Source organism: Fodinicola acaciae, assembly GCF_010993745.1.
Classification (GTDB): domain Bacteria; phylum Actinomycetota; class Actinomycetes; order Mycobacteriales; family HKI-0501; genus Fodinicola; species Fodinicola acaciae.
Map to the genome: position 1 here is coordinate 1,163,877 of NZ_WOTN01000002.1, position 14,949 is coordinate 1,178,825.

General features: G+C 67.3%; 19 protein-coding genes. 8 read left to right on the plus strand and 11 right to left on the minus strand.

Annotated features, from left to right (window positions below; translation table 11 throughout):
• Positions 1-70: 70 nt before the first annotated feature.
• Together GNX95_RS20740 and GNX95_RS20745 are read left to right on the plus strand one after the other, a co-directional pair.
• Positions 71-1,159: a sensor histidine kinase gene (locus tag GNX95_RS20740; RefSeq protein ID WP_222853784.1), complete on the plus strand. Its 1,089-nt coding sequence runs from the start codon at positions 71-73 to the stop codon at positions 1,157-1,159.
• Positions 1,156-1,800 (plus strand): response regulator, encoded by a 645-nt coding sequence (locus tag GNX95_RS20745; RefSeq protein ID WP_163509052.1) that lies wholly within the window; start codon positions 1,156-1,158, stop codon positions 1,798-1,800. Before GNX95_RS20740 ends, GNX95_RS20745 begins: the two co-directional genes overlap by 4 nt.
• Here the strand turns inward: GNX95_RS20745 and GNX95_RS20750 are convergent.
• The 6 genes from GNX95_RS20750 to GNX95_RS20775 form a co-directional block, all read right to left on the minus strand.
• Entirely contained in the window at positions 1,793-3,031 is a 1,239-nt protein-coding gene (locus tag GNX95_RS20750; RefSeq protein WP_163509053.1) for a lanthionine synthetase C family protein, read from the minus strand. The two genes, GNX95_RS20745 and GNX95_RS20750, sit on opposite strands and share 8 nt — an antisense overlap.
• Positions 3,028-6,018, minus strand: a complete 2,991-nt coding sequence (locus tag GNX95_RS20755) for a lantibiotic dehydratase (RefSeq protein ID WP_163509054.1) — start codon at positions 6,016-6,018, stop codon at positions 3,028-3,030. Before GNX95_RS20755 ends, GNX95_RS20750 begins: the two co-directional genes overlap by 4 nt.
• A gap of 80 nt (positions 6,019-6,098) precedes the next feature.
• The gene (locus GNX95_RS20760) at positions 6,099-6,275 is read right to left on the minus strand and encodes a hypothetical protein (RefSeq protein ID WP_163509055.1); all 177 of its coding nucleotides are present in this window, start codon (positions 6,273-6,275) and stop codon (positions 6,099-6,101) included.
• A gap of 316 nt (positions 6,276-6,591) precedes the next feature.
• Positions 6,592-6,828 (minus strand): HNH endonuclease signature motif containing protein, encoded by a 237-nt coding sequence (locus GNX95_RS20765; RefSeq protein ID WP_281356934.1) that lies wholly within the window; start codon positions 6,826-6,828, stop codon positions 6,592-6,594.
• A gap of 23 nt (positions 6,829-6,851) precedes the next feature.
• Positions 6,852-7,754, minus strand: a complete 903-nt coding sequence (locus GNX95_RS20770) for a DUF222 domain-containing protein (protein ID WP_163509057.1) — start codon at positions 7,752-7,754, stop codon at positions 6,852-6,854.
• A 205-nt stretch (positions 7,755-7,959) separates the two neighbouring features.
• Positions 7,960-8,403, minus strand: a complete 444-nt coding sequence (locus tag GNX95_RS20775) for a GNAT family N-acetyltransferase (RefSeq protein WP_163509058.1) — start codon at positions 8,401-8,403, stop codon at positions 7,960-7,962.
• Between the two features lie 51 nt (positions 8,404-8,454).
• Between GNX95_RS20775 and GNX95_RS20780 the strand changes: the two genes are divergently transcribed.
• The 3 genes from GNX95_RS20780 to GNX95_RS20790 are packed head-to-tail and all read left to right on the plus strand — an operon-like array spanning position 8,455 to position 9,583.
• On the plus strand, positions 8,455-8,778 hold the full coding sequence (locus tag GNX95_RS20780) for an ArsR/SmtB family transcription factor (RefSeq protein WP_163509059.1): 324 nt from the start codon (positions 8,455-8,457) through the stop codon (positions 8,776-8,778).
• 2 nt (positions 8,779-8,780) lie between these two features.
• A complete protein-coding gene (locus tag GNX95_RS20785) occupies positions 8,781-9,224 on the plus strand; it encodes an SRPBCC domain-containing protein (RefSeq protein WP_163509060.1) in 444 nt (147 codons plus the stop codon).
• Between the two features lie 2 nt (positions 9,225-9,226).
• On the plus strand, positions 9,227-9,583 hold the full coding sequence (locus tag GNX95_RS20790) for a VOC family protein (RefSeq protein WP_163509061.1): 357 nt from the start codon (positions 9,227-9,229) through the stop codon (positions 9,581-9,583).
• A gap of 4 nt (positions 9,584-9,587) precedes the next feature.
• Here GNX95_RS20790 and GNX95_RS20795 read toward each other — a convergent pair whose 3' ends face one another.
• A complete protein-coding gene (locus GNX95_RS20795) occupies positions 9,588-10,469 on the minus strand; it encodes an SDR family oxidoreductase (RefSeq protein WP_163509062.1) in 882 nt (293 codons plus the stop codon).
• An 83-nt stretch (positions 10,470-10,552) separates the two neighbouring features.
• Between GNX95_RS20795 and GNX95_RS20800 the strand changes: the two genes are divergently transcribed.
• Entirely contained in the window at positions 10,553-11,131 is a 579-nt protein-coding gene (locus GNX95_RS20800) for a TetR/AcrR family transcriptional regulator (RefSeq protein WP_163509063.1), read from the plus strand.
• Between the two features lie 166 nt (positions 11,132-11,297).
• On the opposite strand, the gene GNX95_RS20805 is transcribed toward GNX95_RS20800, so the two are convergent.
• Positions 11,298-12,584, minus strand: coding sequence for an FAD-dependent oxidoreductase (locus GNX95_RS20805; RefSeq protein WP_163509064.1), 1,287 nt, complete (start codon positions 12,582-12,584; stop codon positions 11,298-11,300).
• Between the two features lie 45 nt (positions 12,585-12,629).
• Here GNX95_RS20805 and GNX95_RS20810 point away from each other — a divergent pair, with 45 nt between their 5' ends.
• Together GNX95_RS20810 and GNX95_RS20815 are read left to right on the plus strand one after the other, a co-directional pair.
• Positions 12,630-12,977 (plus strand): ArsR/SmtB family transcription factor, encoded by a 348-nt coding sequence (locus GNX95_RS20810; RefSeq protein ID WP_163509065.1) that lies wholly within the window; start codon positions 12,630-12,632, stop codon positions 12,975-12,977.
• A gap of 13 nt (positions 12,978-12,990) precedes the next feature.
• Positions 12,991-13,722 carry a GNAT family N-acetyltransferase gene (locus GNX95_RS20815; RefSeq protein WP_163509066.1) on the plus strand — a complete coding sequence of 244 codons (732 nt, stop codon included), beginning with the start codon at positions 12,991-12,993 and terminating at the stop codon, positions 13,720-13,722.
• On the opposite strand, the gene GNX95_RS20820 is transcribed toward GNX95_RS20815, so the two are convergent.
• The 3 genes from GNX95_RS20820 to GNX95_RS20830 are packed head-to-tail and all read right to left on the minus strand — an operon-like array spanning position 13,703 to position 14,926.
• The gene (locus tag GNX95_RS20820; RefSeq protein WP_163509067.1) at positions 13,703-13,972 is read right to left on the minus strand and encodes a hypothetical protein; all 270 of its coding nucleotides are present in this window, start codon (positions 13,970-13,972) and stop codon (positions 13,703-13,705) included. The two genes, GNX95_RS20815 and GNX95_RS20820, sit on opposite strands and share 20 nt — an antisense overlap.
• 19 nt (positions 13,973-13,991) lie before the next feature.
• Positions 13,992-14,357, minus strand: coding sequence for a hypothetical protein (locus tag GNX95_RS20825; RefSeq protein WP_163509068.1), 366 nt, complete (start codon positions 14,355-14,357; stop codon positions 13,992-13,994).
• On the minus strand, positions 14,354-14,926 hold the full coding sequence (locus GNX95_RS20830) for a hypothetical protein (protein WP_163509069.1): 573 nt from the start codon (positions 14,924-14,926) through the stop codon (positions 14,354-14,356). The genes GNX95_RS20825 and GNX95_RS20830 overlap by 4 nt, the downstream gene beginning before the upstream one ends.
• Positions 14,927-14,949: the final 23 nt, after the last annotated feature.

Below are 14,949 nucleotides of genomic sequence, written 5' to 3' on the forward strand. Positions count from 1 at the left end.
CCAGAGTGCGTTCCGGAACAGTACTTTTGACCGGTGCGACAGCGCGCCGTCCATTCCGTAGTCTGGTCGCGTGAATGTCGTTTTAGCGGTCGTCGCGGCCATCCTGCTCGCGTTCTCGGCCGTCCAGCTCTCCGACAGCTGGGGCGGCGGTTATTGGCTGTTCGGCTGCGCGGCGGGCGCGGTCGTGTGCACGATCGCCTTGCTACGCCGCCGCCAGCGAGTTGTCGCGGCCGGCGCCGGGTTGCTGTGCGCCGCTATCGCGGTGTTGGTCGCCTGGCTCGCGGCGCTTCCGGCCGAGCCCAGCCCGGCCATGGCGCTCGGCCTTGCCGTGCTTGTCGGTTCGGTCGTCCGTACGGTCAAACCGATCCCGGCCACCGTCGTCGCGGGCGCCGGTTTCGTCGTCGCCCTTGGCGGCCTGGTTTTCCAGCGTTCCGACCTGATTCCGCCAGTGCTCAGCTGGAATCTGTTCGGCTGGTCGGCGGCCGTCGTGATCGGCTACGGGTTACGGTTCGGCAGGTCTCGGCGGCAGGAGATCGCCGACCGGATCCGCCGGGACGAACGCCTGGAGTTGGCCAGGGAACTGCACGATGTCGTCGCGCACCACATCACCGGTGTCGTGCTGCAGACCCAGGCGGCACGCATCATCCGGCGGAAAAATCCGGCCGAGCTCGACGATTCGCTGGCTGGCATCGAGGCGGCCAGCTCGGAAGCGCTGGTCGCGATGCGGCGAGTGGTCGGTCTGCTCCGTGACGCCGACGACGCCGTGCCGGCCGCGCCCGGCCTGGACCAGGTGCGCGCACTCGCCGAAAGAATGCCTGGCAAGGCCGTGCGCGTCGACGTTCCCGACGGCGCGGACTGGCCGCCGGAAATGATGCGTACGGTCTATCGAGTTGTGCGGGAATCATTGACAAACATCGGGCGACACGCGTCGACCGCCACGTCGGTCACCGTTGCGATAACCGACGACGGCCGGTCAGTGAGTGTCGAAGTCACCGACGACGGAAAACCGCACCGCGGCGGACATCGCGGCGGCTATGGTCTTGTCGGCATCCGCGAACGCGTGGAGGCGCTCGACGGTGTGCTCAGCGTCGGTCCGCGTGCCGAGGGCGGTTGGTCCGTGCGCGCGACTTTGCCTTTGATCGCGGGAAAACCACGATGAGCATCAGTGTCCTGCTGGTCGACGACCAGCCGATGGTGCGCACCGGACTGCGGCACATCCTGGAGGATCAGGACGACATCAGCGTGGTCGGGGAGGCGGCCGATGGCGCCGAAGCCATCGAGATGGCGCGAAAACTACGCCCGGACGTGTGCCTGGTCGACATCCGGATGCCGCGCGTCGACGGCATCGAGGTCACCCGAGCGTTGGCCGGACCCGAGGTGGCCGATCCGCTTCGGGTCGTCGTGGTCACGACCTTCGACCTCGACGAATATGTCTACAACGCGTTGCGCGGCGGGGCGGTTGGTTTCGTGCTGAAAGACGCCGGTCCTGGCCTGCTTGTGGAGGCCGTACGCGCGGCGGCCGCCGGCGATGCTCTGGTGTCGCCAGCGATTACCGTGCGGCTGCTGCGCCAGCTGACCGAGGCGTTGACTCCGGTCGGAAAGCCGACCCGTCAGCTGTCCGATCGTGAGGTCGAGGTCGCGTGTGCGGTCGCGCGAGGGCGCACCAATCAGGAAATCGCCACCGAGCTGTTCATCTCGCTGAGCACGGTGAAGGGCCACGTCGCCGCCATCCAGGCCAAGCTCGGCCTGCGTAACCGGGTCGCGATCGCGGCATGGGCCTGGGAAAACCGAGTCATGTGAGCAGAAGCGCGGCATCCCAACCGGTGCTCGTGCGACCGGCTTCGTACGCGTGGAGTGCGAGCGCGATGCCGGCGGCACCGGTGACGAGGCCAGGCTCGTCGGTCGGCGCGCGACCCGGTCCGGCCCACTGCCGATAGCCGAAGCGAAAGCGGGGGTCGAACTCAGCGACGGTCCGTTCGGCCAGCTGATCGACCAGAGCGCCGAGCCAGCATTCCGGATCGTCGGCCTGGATGCGGCCGAGCACGTGCAGCAGTCCGGCCCAGCCATGGCACAGCCCGGTGCCGCGGACTCGCCATCTGTCAAAGGAAAGTGCCGGCAGATCGCGGACGGCGTCGCGTACGAAGGTGGTCCAGTCATGGCGGTCAAGGGCGAGCGCGGCGAGCTGGATCGCTCGTACGACGCCAGGCCTGCCGTAACACCACGCCTCGCCGCTGCGGGGCGTCGGTGACAATTTTCCCTCGGCCTGTCGCAAAGCGTCCGGCCAGTAGCGGACTTCGTTGTCCAGCAGCGAGTGTTGCCGCAAGATCTCGACGATCGCCTCGATCGTTGCGTCCTGTCCAGGAACACGGACGCCGGCGCGCCAGGCGATGGCCAGCAGGGCGAGCGGCCCCGGAATGCCGTGCGCCAGGCCGAAGTTGGCGTGACCGGCCTGAGTTTTACGGCTCGGTGCCGGATCTGTCATGGACCACCAGCCAGGCAGCGGCGTGCCGGCGACGTCGACCGGACGCAGCAGAAGCGCGACATAGTCCAGGATGCCGCGCAACAGCGACTCCGCTTCGTCGATGTGCCGTCGACACAACAGATATCTGCCCAGTCCGGTGAGCCCACCGATCAGGTCGAAAACCAGAGTGCTGGTCAGCGGGGTACGGTCGCGCAGCCGTGCCTGTTCCGCGTCGAGATTGGTGCGTACGCATTGAAAGACAGACTCGTCCAGGCTCCGCAGAAGGTCCGCGTAGTCGCCAGGATCGTGCGCGGCAGCAGCCGCGGCGAATGCTACTGCCGGAATGCCGTCGAAAAGCGAGTGCACCATGTCCGCGCGGAGCGCCTGGTTGGCGGCGGCGAGGTGGCGGTGCGCGAGTTGTCGACAGGCCGGATCGTGATGTCCCAGCTCGGCATACAGCAGCGCCACACCTGCCTGCCGCTCCAGAAGTGACTCGTGTATTTGCGTGTGATCGCGGAAAACCGCGTCTGGATCCGCCAGCCGTTCCGACAGCGTCGTGACGACCGTCATCGGCCGGCTCGCGCGCGTCCACGAGAGGCCGCCGCGATCCTGCTGGCGACGGCGTGTGCACGCGCCTCCGACTCCGCATCGGTGCCGATCAACCGGTTGTGGTGGATGTGCAGCAGGCTGTTGATCGCCGAGCGATAGTGTGGATTCTCCGCCGTGCGCAGCGCTTCGCCGTATCGTCGCAGCGACGCAGCGCGATGCCTGCTGGCATGCGAAAAGGCGGTGTCGGTGTCGGTGTCGGTCCACATTTCGACGGCTTGCCGTACGTGGCGGTGCATTCCTTCGTAATGCTCGACCGACACATCGGCATACCAGTGATGCCAGCCCGGCTCGACAGCGCGCAGGATGTCGGCGAAGTTGACGCCGGCCAGCACCTCACCATCGCGCCAGTCAGCCAGCTGCGCGAGGACAGCCTCGCTGTCGGCGTGGAAAACCTGCTCTGCCAGCTCAAACAGTGCCGGTCCGCCATACCGGTCGACCTCCGGCCGGTAGGTGTCCAGCTCCAGTTTCCGCGCCAACCCTGACATGCACAGCTCGTCGGTCCAGCCGGACAGTGCCGGCAGCAACTGCTCGTTGAGCGTCGCGGGCGTGCCACGGAAGCGAATGCGAAGGTGGTCGTCCGGATCGCGATAGCGGAGGAAATACCAACTGTCCACTATGGACTTCGTGGATGCCAGAAACCGAGGAAGGTGGTCGCGGAGGATCTCCAGGTCTTGTGCACTGTAAATCTTGGCGTAAAGCCAATGACCGCCCGGTGGCGTGACCGTCGGCCGTACGGTCGCCAGCGACGTTGTTCTTTCCTTGCGTTTGCGTGGATGGCGGGCGGACAGCGGCACGACGACCTCGTTGGCATGGCCGTCCAGCCAGCCGAAGCCGGTCTCGGGGTCGGCCACCGACTCGGTGACCACCAGATCAGCCTTGCGCCGCAGCTCGTCGGCGAACAGGCGGCGGTGCAACGGCACCGACAGATCGAGATCCAGACTGTGGTCCATGACCCGTGCCTGAATCCGGTCCGGCACCCGCGCTGCCGCCCGCCATCGGTCGAGCTCGCGATCCCACGTCGCCGGATCCGTTGCGGCGTCGGACAAACGTCGTGGCAGCCGCCACCGCGCCGCGGCGAACACCGTGCGGCCGTACTGGATGCGAGGAAGTCGAGGCAGGCACCTGACCGCACCCCATCGCCACGGGTCCAGCGTACGCGCGCCGTCGGTGCTGATGTCGCTCAGGAGCCTGGCCGCGTTTGGCATCCTGCGGACCGGATCGAGCATGTGTGGCGCCAAAGTGGTCAACGGCCTGAGGTCAGGAAGAGAAACCAGCCGGAGGCGGTCCGGATCGGCGACGATTCCGATGTCGTCGAGACCCAGCGCGCGGTCGTCGAACGTGCCGATGGAAAGGACGCGGTCGACCACGGCTGGCACTCGGGTCAGGTTGGACAACCGGCCGCCGGCCGGCTGGAACGCGAGTTGGACGCAGGATGACGCGTACGCGTCGAGCGCCATCGCCTCGGCGAGCGAGCCGGCCGGATCGTCGAACAAATAGCTGAAACGACCGAACATCGCGCCGGCGATCAGGCCGGCCGCCGGCGCGCACACGAGGTGGAAGTCGCCTCGGTCGATCGCCTGCCCAGACGCGGCGACCAACTGGAAGGTGAGCTCGGCCGTGGCCGGTGGTGGTGACGGCGGTTCGTCCGGCTCGAGTCCGGCGATGATGTGGTCGTTCAGTGTGATGGTGCTTTCGTTACGTGTCAACGAATCCTGGACAAGCTCGGCGATGAGCTGGTCTCGGGCCGTATCCACCTCTGCCGGCGGCAGTGGCAGCCGGCTCTCCGCCGGCACCTGATAACCGGCCGGTGGACCGAGGCCGCGCTCGGGGTCGAGCACTTCCTGCACCGGCACGGCATGATCCCAGCCGTACCGGTCGATGAACGCTTCGCGAAAGTCGGCCAGCCGCCGCTCCGAGCCGGCCGGACGCGACAGCCGCAGCAACGCGTCGGCAGCCGCTTCTGCTTCTTTGGCGACGATTTCAGGCAACGTGACGCTTGCGTCCAGCCGGAGGTCGACCTGGATGGGTGCGGATGTCGTTGGCTGCAGCTCGCGCGCCGCCGTGATGGCTCTCGACCAGGTCGCCTGGCCTGATCCCAGCGGAGCAGCCGCGTATTCGTCCAGAAGTTTTGCCAGACCTCGCAACGCCGCCGTCTCGGCAGCGGGGGTGTTTTCCAGCAGTGCCAACACGTGGCCAAGCGGATCTGTCTGATCTGGCGGTGGTGGCAGTTCGGTGCACAGCAGTCCGTGGTCGACCAGCTCGGCCAGCAGCCGGTCGATGCGTGCGCGACCTGCGTCCGGAAACCGCGTGGCCAGCTCCGCGGACAGCGTTTTCCAGGTGGTCGGTGTCTTCGCGGCCGTCAGCGCCACTCCTACGGCTGCGGTCGCGCGTACCGATTTTTCGCTCATCCGCTGGTCTGTGGCCTTGTCCAATGGAGCGTATGGCACGACGTACCGGTCGCCGCGTTCGCGGCACAGGTCATTTGTGCGCAGCCGCAAACGACACCGGATTTCCGGCCGTTTTTCCAGCTCGCTTACCACACTGCTGAGCCATTCGCCGTCCGGCCGGCAGCCTTTGCGGTGTGCGTCGCTCATCGCGACCTGCGTCCGCTGGCCGAATCTGGCCGTTGCGACGCCGGCAAGCAGGCCGAACGGCGTCGGCCGACCGGTCATCCGGAGCAGATATCGGCAGGCAGCGTACGTGCCGCGGCGCAATCGCGCGATGCTGACTTCCGTGCCGCGATCGATTTGCCGCAGCAGCGCGGCCAGGGATTCACTGGAGACCGCGACCGCTTCGCGTACCACTGGATCAGCGGTGACCGCGCGAAGAATCCGGGTCAATGCGGTGCGTTCGTGCGGATCCTCCTGCGCGGTGAGCACGGCAGCACGTCTGGCTGGGAGGACAGCCGCTCGGACGTACGCGACGCGACCGGCGCGAAATGCGGTCATTTGCTTGTCCTTTGCTGACAACGAAATCGGCACGCGCCGCATGGGTTGGACCACGCGGCGCGCACCTCCCGATCAGTGGATCAGTCGTCGGCGTAACAAAGTGTCGGACAGTTGGTGCACTGGGTCAGATGCGTGTCGGTGCTCAGGTGGATCGGACGCGCCTCGCTGGGGTAGAGCGTGACGCGCGCGTCCAGATCGAAGACGTCCAGTCTCGCCTGAACCTCACCGACAGGCCGCGTTTGCAAGACGTTGTTCATTCAACCTCCTTGGCCGACTGTGCGGACACCGAGCGTAATTAGCGCTAAATACCCTCTCCTGCCACCATAGTTGCCGATTCGCCAGACGCAACTCCTGCGGCGATCGTCATCCACTCGACGACCCGAGGACTGGTGATCGGCGGTGGCTCGCCGCCTCGGTCTCGCCGGGCGATCGTGTTCGCGCGCGGGCTTCCGGTGTCGCCTGGTTGAGGGCGTGCTGGCGCCGTTCCACCTTGCCGTGTCGAAGATGGAACAACTCCGTCGCTTGGCGTTGCGCGCCTTCGTACGTGGTTGGTTGGCGGTCCACCTGTTCGGTTCAGTTGAACAGGTGGTAGGGATTTCGTAACGGCTTCTGCTCGAAATCCACATACTGCGGCGGAATGAATTCCGGCACGCCGTGAACAATCCGGACCTGCCAGTCACCATGATGAATCATCCGGTGATGGAACTCGCAAAGCAGCACGCAATTGTCGATGGAGGTCTCACCACCGTCGGCCCAGTGCCGCACGTGATGAGCCCGCGTCCACCGTACGGGCCGGGTGCACCCGATCATCGCGCAGCCACGGTCACGCGCGATCAACGCTTTGCGCAGCTCATCGGGACCAACCGCGCGGTGCGGCCGACATCCAACGCTTCACTTTTGGCGCCGAGCACCAGGGGCGTGATGTCGCAATCGCACGCGAGCCTTCTGGCGGCCTCGGGGCTGATGACGGTGTTCTCGTACGCGCGGACCTGCCCGAGCTTGTCCCTGAGCATCTCCCAGGACAACGTGATCGTCAGATGCGGACGCTCGCGGCCCTGGATCGGCAGCTTCTCACTGTCCGCGATCAAATTCAGCGCGTCCGCCAACGCATCCCCGTTGCGCTCGGCGGTCGAGCGGCGGTCTTTGGTTTTGCCTTTGTCGTCGGTGCGCGGCTTCGCCAGCGGTGACAGGATCTCCTGCATCAGGCTGCCAGTCTCGGCATCGAAACTGCCGCGAAAGGCGAGCCGACCATCGGTGCCAGTACGTAGATACAGCTCACGGCGAGGCCTGGCGTTCTCCTCTTCCGACGGCATGGTGCCATCCGGGTCGAGATGGCCATGGACGCGGTTGCCGAGCTGATGCAACTCACGCGCCCGCAACTGGGACGCCACGTCGACCAACGTTTTCTCGGCGAACCGCCGCTCCTCGATCCCGATCCGACGCGGCAACCTGGTGATAATCGCCCGGATCGCGTCCAACTGCGAGTCCGCCAACTCACCGCGGCGCATCGCTTCGCCGGCGTATTCCAACTGCGGCGCCAACTTCTCACCAGTGGCCAGCGCGCGGCTGCCGCAGAACGTACGAGCGCGCTGCACACACCGACCCGCCTCAGTCGGAGAGAACTTCAGGAAATCCTCCAAGAACGCGGCCGTGTCAGCGTGACCGAACTTCGACGCGATCGTCTGGTCATCGGCCGCTTTCACTACCGCCAGAAGCGCGGCTTTGGCCGTACGCACCGCCTGCTCCGCGAACCGCAACCGCGGCCGCGAACTCCTCCTTGCGCGACAGCAACGACGGATCGCCCGCCGGCTGAAAAGGAGGAGTGGTCGTGCCAGCAATAATACCAAACCGACCGACAAGCCCAAGCCTCCGGGGTCGCATGTTTCTGTTGCTGCGCAAGCTAAATCGCAGCGCGCGCGTTGGACTGCAAAACCGCCACTACTACAGTGCTCTCCAGAAACGCCGACAGACATACTGCCTCGCGATCTGACCGCGAGCCCCCGTGCCGGCTGTCAACTCCGCATGCACAAAGGCCTTCACGAGGTGATGACCTTGCGTCGGGTGCGCCACCCGGTTGATCTCATCGCCGGCCGGATACAAATGCAGGTAACGGTACGTTTCGATGAATCCACGGCTGGCGTACCACCCGAGTGCGGGCTGGTCGTCGCGCGTCCAGGCCTCAAGCGAGGCAACGCCGCGTTGGCGGAGTTGGGAGATGGCGCGGTCGAGCAGGCGCGTCCCGATGCCGGAGCGTTGGAAATCGGGATGCACCGCAATGGTCTGCGGCACCGCAGCCGGCTGTTCGATCGTCGCGTCCAACAGCCCGACGACCTGCGTCGGCAACGAGTTCGCTGAGTCGTGGGCGCGCTCCTGGTTGAGCGACAACAGTTAAGCGATGACTTGACTTTTGATGAGTCGGCTGTGATAGTTAAGGACATGCCTAACCATCCTGACCGGCTCGGCCGCGTCTTCCAGGCGCTGGCCGATCCGACGCGGCGGGCGATCGTTGAGCGGCTGGTACGGGGTCCGACGTCGGTCAAGGCGCTTGCCGAGCCGTTGACGATGTCCCTGCCCGCGGTGATGCAACACCTGCAGGTGCTGGAGGGGGCCGGCGTCATCGTGACCGAGAAGGTCGGCCGGGTACGCAGTTGCCGGATCGAGCCGGCGGCGCTGCGTGAGGCCGAGCGGTGGCTCGGCGGTCAGCGTACGGAGTGGGAACGGCAGCTGGATCAGCTCGACGACTATCTGAAGGAAGGGTGATCATGGACGTAACGCACTCGACGTTCACACTCGAGCGCCGGTTCGCGGCCTCGGTGGAGCGAGTTTTCCGGGCCTGGTCGACGCCGGAGGCGCGCAAGCGCTGGATGGCGCAGGGAGCCGACCATTCGCTGGATTTCGTGGTCGGCGGTTTCGAGACGGTGAAAGGGTTTGACAGCGAAGGCCGCGCGCTGACGTTTCAGGCGCGCTACGACGACATCGTCGCCAACCAACGAATTCTCACGACATCGACGCTGCACGCCGAAGACCAGCTGTCCACCGTGTCGGTCAGCAGTGTCGAGTTTTCCTCGGATGGCGAGGAAACCGTGGTCGTGGTGACCGAGCACGGCATGTATCTGCCCGGCCAGGAAAAGCCGGAATGGCGCGAGCAGGGGACCGCGCAGCAACTGGACACACTCGTCGCGGAGTTCAAAGCGAAGGAGGACTGATCATGGCGTACGTTCAGCACGTGCTGGCGGTGGTCCCGGTGAGCGACATCGCGGCCGGTCGCGCCTGGTACACCAGCCTGTTCGGCCGCGAGCCGGACAACAACCCGATGCCGAGTCTGGTCGAGTGGAAGATCACCGACGGCGGCTGGGTCCAGGTGACCGAGGACGCCACCCGAGCCGGCCACGGCATGCTCAACCTGGCCGTGTCCGACATCGAGGAGGGCGTACGCGAGATCCGCGAGATGGGGCTGGAGACCGGCGACATCATCGACGCCAACAAAGGCGTACGGCTCTGTCCGCTCGCCGACCCCGACAACAACCAGATCCACCTGGTCGGCAGTTTTCGCGAGAAATACTGAGAAACTACGGCTGGATGTGCTCCAGATCGTCGAGCAGGCGCGGATGCGTCGGGGTCCAGCCGAGCTCCTTGCGCGTGTACGCGCTGGACGCCGGCTGGTCGGTGGCGAAGATCGGCCCGAGAGCACCGTACGTGTCAGGAGACACCGACTGGACCGGCAGGCCGAGCCGGCGGCCGATGACGGCGGCGATGTCGCGCACCGCGTCGCCTTCGTCGGCCACCGCGTGCCACGCGCTGCCGGCCGGCGCGTTTTCCAGCGCCAGACGGAAAAGTGCGGCCGCGTCGAATGCGTGTACGGCTGGCCAGCGCTGCCGGCCGTCGCCGGCATAGCCGGACACCTTCGTCTGCCGCGCGATGTCAGTGAGCAGACCCGCGAAACCGCCCTTGCCGTCGTTGTGGACGGTCCGCGGCAGGCGTACGGCGGAGCTGCGGACTCCGCGTGAGGCCAGGTCCAGGACCGCCATGACCGCGCGACCGCGGCCGCCGACCGGTCCGTCCAGCGGCAGGGGATCGGCTTCGGTGGCGGCCCGGCCCGGCGCGTGCGGCGTACCGGACACGGTGACCAGCGGCCGGTCGCTGCCGGCCAGTTCCTCGCCAAGAGTCGCGAGAGCGGCCGTCTCCTCGGCGATGCCGCGCGCGAGAGCGTCGGCGCTGCTGAAGTCGTTGCTGAAGGCCAGATGGATGACTCCGTCGGCTTGCGCGGCGCCGGCGCGGACTACGTCCAGGTCGGCGAGGCCGCCGCGCAGCGGCTTGGCGCCAGCCGCTTCGGCTGCTTGCGCGGAGGCGTCGGATCGCGCGAGAGCGAGGACGGTGTGACCGTTGCCGAAAAGCTCGGCGACGACGGCGGTGCCGATCAGGCCGGTGCCACCGGTGACGAAGACCTGCATGTCGTACTCCTGAAGTGATGGGACTGCTGTCTCGTCACTCTACAGCGTGACGGGACATGTGTCTCGTCGCCTACCATGGACGCATGGCACGGTGGGAACCAGGAGCGCGCGAGCGGCTCGTCGTGGCGGCCGTTGACCTGTTCACCGAGCAGGGCTACGACGCCACGACGGTGGCCCAGATCGCCGAGCGCGCCGGCCTCACGAGAAGCACGTTTTTCCGGCATTTCACGGACAAGCGCGAGGTGCTGGTGGCCGGCCAGGAGACGCTGAGCCAGCTGCTGGCCGAGGGGATCGCCGAGGCGCCGGCCGACGCCAGCCCGCTCGACGCGGTCGCCGCCGGCCTGCGGCGGGCGTCGAGCGCGATGGGTCCGATGAACCGCGAGCTGGCTCCTCGGCTGAGGGCGGCCATCGCGGCCAGTGCCGAGCTGCAGGCACGCGACGCGCTCAAAAGCAGCAGCCTCGCCGCGGCGATGGCGGCCGCGTTGACCGTACGCGGTGTGCCCGACGCGACCGCGCGACTCGCCGGCGAGCTCGGTGTGCTGGCTTTCAAACGCGGCTATGCCGAGTGGTCCGACGGCGACCATGACACCGCGGACGCTCTCGCGCGGCTCGCTGTCGCGGCTCTGGACGAGCTGCGCGCGGCGACGAAAACTCTCGGTTGAGATCTAGTCGTGTGTTTCCGAAATGGCACGCCGGTTCCGGCGCCCAGAAGCCGCCTGGACGCACCGGGAAGGCGCCCGGATACGCCCGCGCTATGAGGGCGCTTTCCCGGCACGCCCAGCCGCCTTCTGGATCACCGGACCCGGCATCCCATTCAGAACCACACCACTAGGGTTTCCTGGCCTCGACGGGCCCGCAGCAGGTGGCTGCGGCCGGGCCGTCGAACAGTCCCGAGCCGCCGCAGACGCCCGTCTCCGGCAGGGTCAGCTCGACCCGCCCGGCGGCATCGGCGTCGCCGGCGATCGCGGCAGCGACGCTGCGCACCTGCTCGTATCCGGTCAACGCGAGAAAGGTCGGCGCGCGGCCATAGCTTTTCATGCCGACGACATACATGCCGGGTTCGGGATGCGCGAGTTCCTTGACGCCGTGCGGATAAACCGTGCCGCAGGAGTGTACGTTCGGGTCGATCAGCGGGGCCAGCGCGACCGGCGCCTGCAGCCGCGCGTCCAGGTCGAGCCGCACCTCCGACAGCCACGACAGGTCGGGTCGAAACCCGGTCAACGCCACGACCCGGTCCGCGACCAGCCGCCGGTCGTCATCGCCGACCAACACCAGCGCATCGCCGTCGCGGTCGACGCGTGCCGTACGAAACCCGGTCACCACTTCGACCTCGCCCGTCTCGACGGCTTCGCGCGCGTGCTGGCCAAGAGCGCCACGAGCCGCCAACTGGTCGGCCGCGCCGCCGCCGAAGGCGGTTGCGACGGCCTGCCGGCGTACGGCCCACGTCAGCCGCGTGCCAGCGTGCTGGCGTGCGAAGTCGGCAAACGCGACCAACGCCGTCAACGCCGAGTGGCCGCTGCCGACCACCACGATCCGCTTGCCCGCGTACGCCTGCGGATCACTGAGGTCCGGCACTCGATAGCCGATCGCGCCGATGCCGGTCTCGCCGATCGCCGGCAGTCCGTCGCCGCCGAGCGGGTTCGGCGAGCCCCACGTGCCGGAGGCGTCGATCACCGCGCGCGCGAGCGTGTTGTGCTCGACGCCGTCTGCGCTGGTTGTGCGTACGGTCAGCGGCTCGGTGTCTCGCCCGGCGTCCACGACGCGGTCGCGTCCACGACGTGCGACACCGGTGACGCGCGTACGCAGGTGGACGCGTGAGCCGAGGGCCCGGGCCAGCGGCTCCAGATACAGCTCGGCCCACTGCCTGCCGGTCGGATAGCCGTCCGCGTCCGGCTCCTGCCAACCGGTCTCGGCGAGCAACCGGCGCGCGGCCGGGGCGACGAGCTCGGACCAGCGGGAAAACAGCCGGACGTGGTGCCATTGCCGCACCGCTGCGCCGGCCGTCTCGCCAGCCTCGAACACCACCGGTTGCAGGCCGCGTTCCAGCAGCTCGGCGGCGGCGGCGAGGCCGACCGGTCCGGCACCGATCACGACGACTTCTGGATAGACGTTCATCTAAGCAGCCTTGCAGAGTGATTCGATGAATGTCAATATAGAGGAGTGTCGAAACAAGGAGTCTGCTGCTGGCCACTGCTGACCGCACCGCTGGCCGCCGATGACGCCGCCGACCTGGCCAAAGCGTTCAAGGCACTGGGCGACCCGATCCGGCTCCGGTTGTTCTCGCTGATCACCTCCGCGCCGGACGAGATCTGCGTCTGCGACCTCACCGACGCGTTCGACGTCACCGGGCCGACGATCTCGCACCACCTCAAGGTCCTGCGCGAGGCCGGCCTTGTCGACTGCGAGCGCCGCGGCACCTGGGTCTTCTACTGGCCGATGAAGGAAAAACTCGCGCGGCTGTCCAGCCTGACAGCGTTGTCAGACCCTGGTGCTAGCGTCCGCCTTTGACCGAAGGAGACGCATGTCGTACGCAGGCGACCGGCCGCTGTTGGACAACCACCTGGCCTTCCTGGCTCGCCATCGGGGCCAGGTGCGGCAGTTGGCCGGCGCGGTCGAGGTGGTCGGTGAGAAGGACTTCCTGTCCTGCTGGATCCCGACCAGTGACACCGCCGAGCTGCCGGAGGCGGCCCACACCGTACGGCTCGTGCCGTGGAGCGGGCCGGACTGGCCGGAGCGCCTCCGCGAGCGGGGATACGAGCCCTCCGGCGCGCTGTCATACATGGTGTCGCCGCTCCGCGCGGAGCCCGCGTCCGGCCCGGTGGCCGAGGTGACCACCGCGGCGGACGCGCGCGCGTTCGCCGAGGCGCAGGCCGCCGGCTTCCTGGAAGAGGAGGAGCCGGACGACGCCTGGTGGCGAGACGCTTTCACCCGGATGGCGCTGAAAAACTACGCCGACCCGGATCAGTCTTTCTATCTGATCCGAGCCGGCGAGCTGCCCGCGGCGGTCACTTTGGTCGTACGCACCCAAACCGTTTTCGGCATTTACGCGGTGGCGACCCGGCCGGAGTTTCGCAACCGCGGATATGGCACAGCTCTGCTCAGGCGCGCGGCGAACGACGCGCTCGACCGCGGCGGTCAGCGGCTGACCCTCCAGGTGATCGAAGGGTCGTACGCCGAGCGGCTCTATCACAAACTCGGCTTCACGACGGCCTTCCGGTCACCGCAGTTCCAGCTCATTCGCTCCGGATCGTGACGGTTTTCGTACGGTAGTCCTGGAAAACCGTGGCCTGGGTGACGCTCTGCCGGCGTTGTCCGGCGTCGATCAGCCTGACCTTGCTGTCGATGTCGAGCGCCTTGCAGCGCAGGTGCACGCAGACCACGTCCTGCGGCGAGACGCCGTCGGCGCGACGCAGCACGGTGACGTTCGTACGGCCGTCGGGCTGTGGTTCGATGCGGACGAATCCGCGGTCAACCCGCGAGAACGCTTTCCGGGTTTCGGTCATGTCCATCGTCCTTCCGGATCTAGAGCGGAATGCTTCGGCCCGAGCTGACGCCGCGGTCGCGGACGGCGGTCGCTCGATATGTTCCTGGTGACTCGTACAAAACGCTGGTAGCGGTGATGTGGCGGCAGCGGATGACCCACCGCACCGTCTCCACGTGCCGGCGTGAGTGCCCGAGTGTGTACGTCGCCTCCGTGCTGCTCCAGCGCGACACGTGGACGACCCGGCATTCGCGCCAGCGGACGACCAGATAAGCCTCCTGGAGACCGGACACGCCGGCCATGATCGCCTTGCCGTGCCACCGAAACCTGGCGATGAGCCGGATCCAGGCCAGCCGGTTGGCGCAGGAGAACTCGGTCACGACCAGCGCCGGCGCGGTCCTGGTCACGGCGTCACCGCCTTCCACAGCACCTCAAGAAGGACGATCCCGAGGATGACGGCCGAGACGACCCTGGCCGTGACACGGAAACCCTGTCGTTGCAGCTGGCGGAAAAACCGCGCCGGCCCGAGTTTCACGTCGGCGGCCACGGCGACACCTTCGATGAGCAGGGTGGCGACGTAGAAAATCGCGATTCCGGCGACCGCGGTGGCCGGATCGGCGACGGCGAGCACCAGCATCACCCACACCAGCGAGGTGACCTTGATGGTGGTGAACAGCAGGCCGATGTCCAATCCCCACAGCAGTCCGCGCACCGGCGCCGGGAGCACGGCGAGGCGTTGCGGTGTCTGCCGGTCCAGATGTGGGGTCCGACCGAATATGTCCAAAACAAGCAGCGTGCCGACCGCCACCGCGACGATGCCATAGCCGAGCCGCGGCGATATCAGTGCGTACGCGGAGGACATGAGGCTCACGCCGGCCAGCAGCGCGACGGCCGCGAGGCCGGTCCCGACCGTATAGCCGGCGAACAGTGCGATGCCGCCGCGCACGTCACCGCCGCGGAACACGGGGCTGGTCACGCCAACCATGGACACACCTCAAG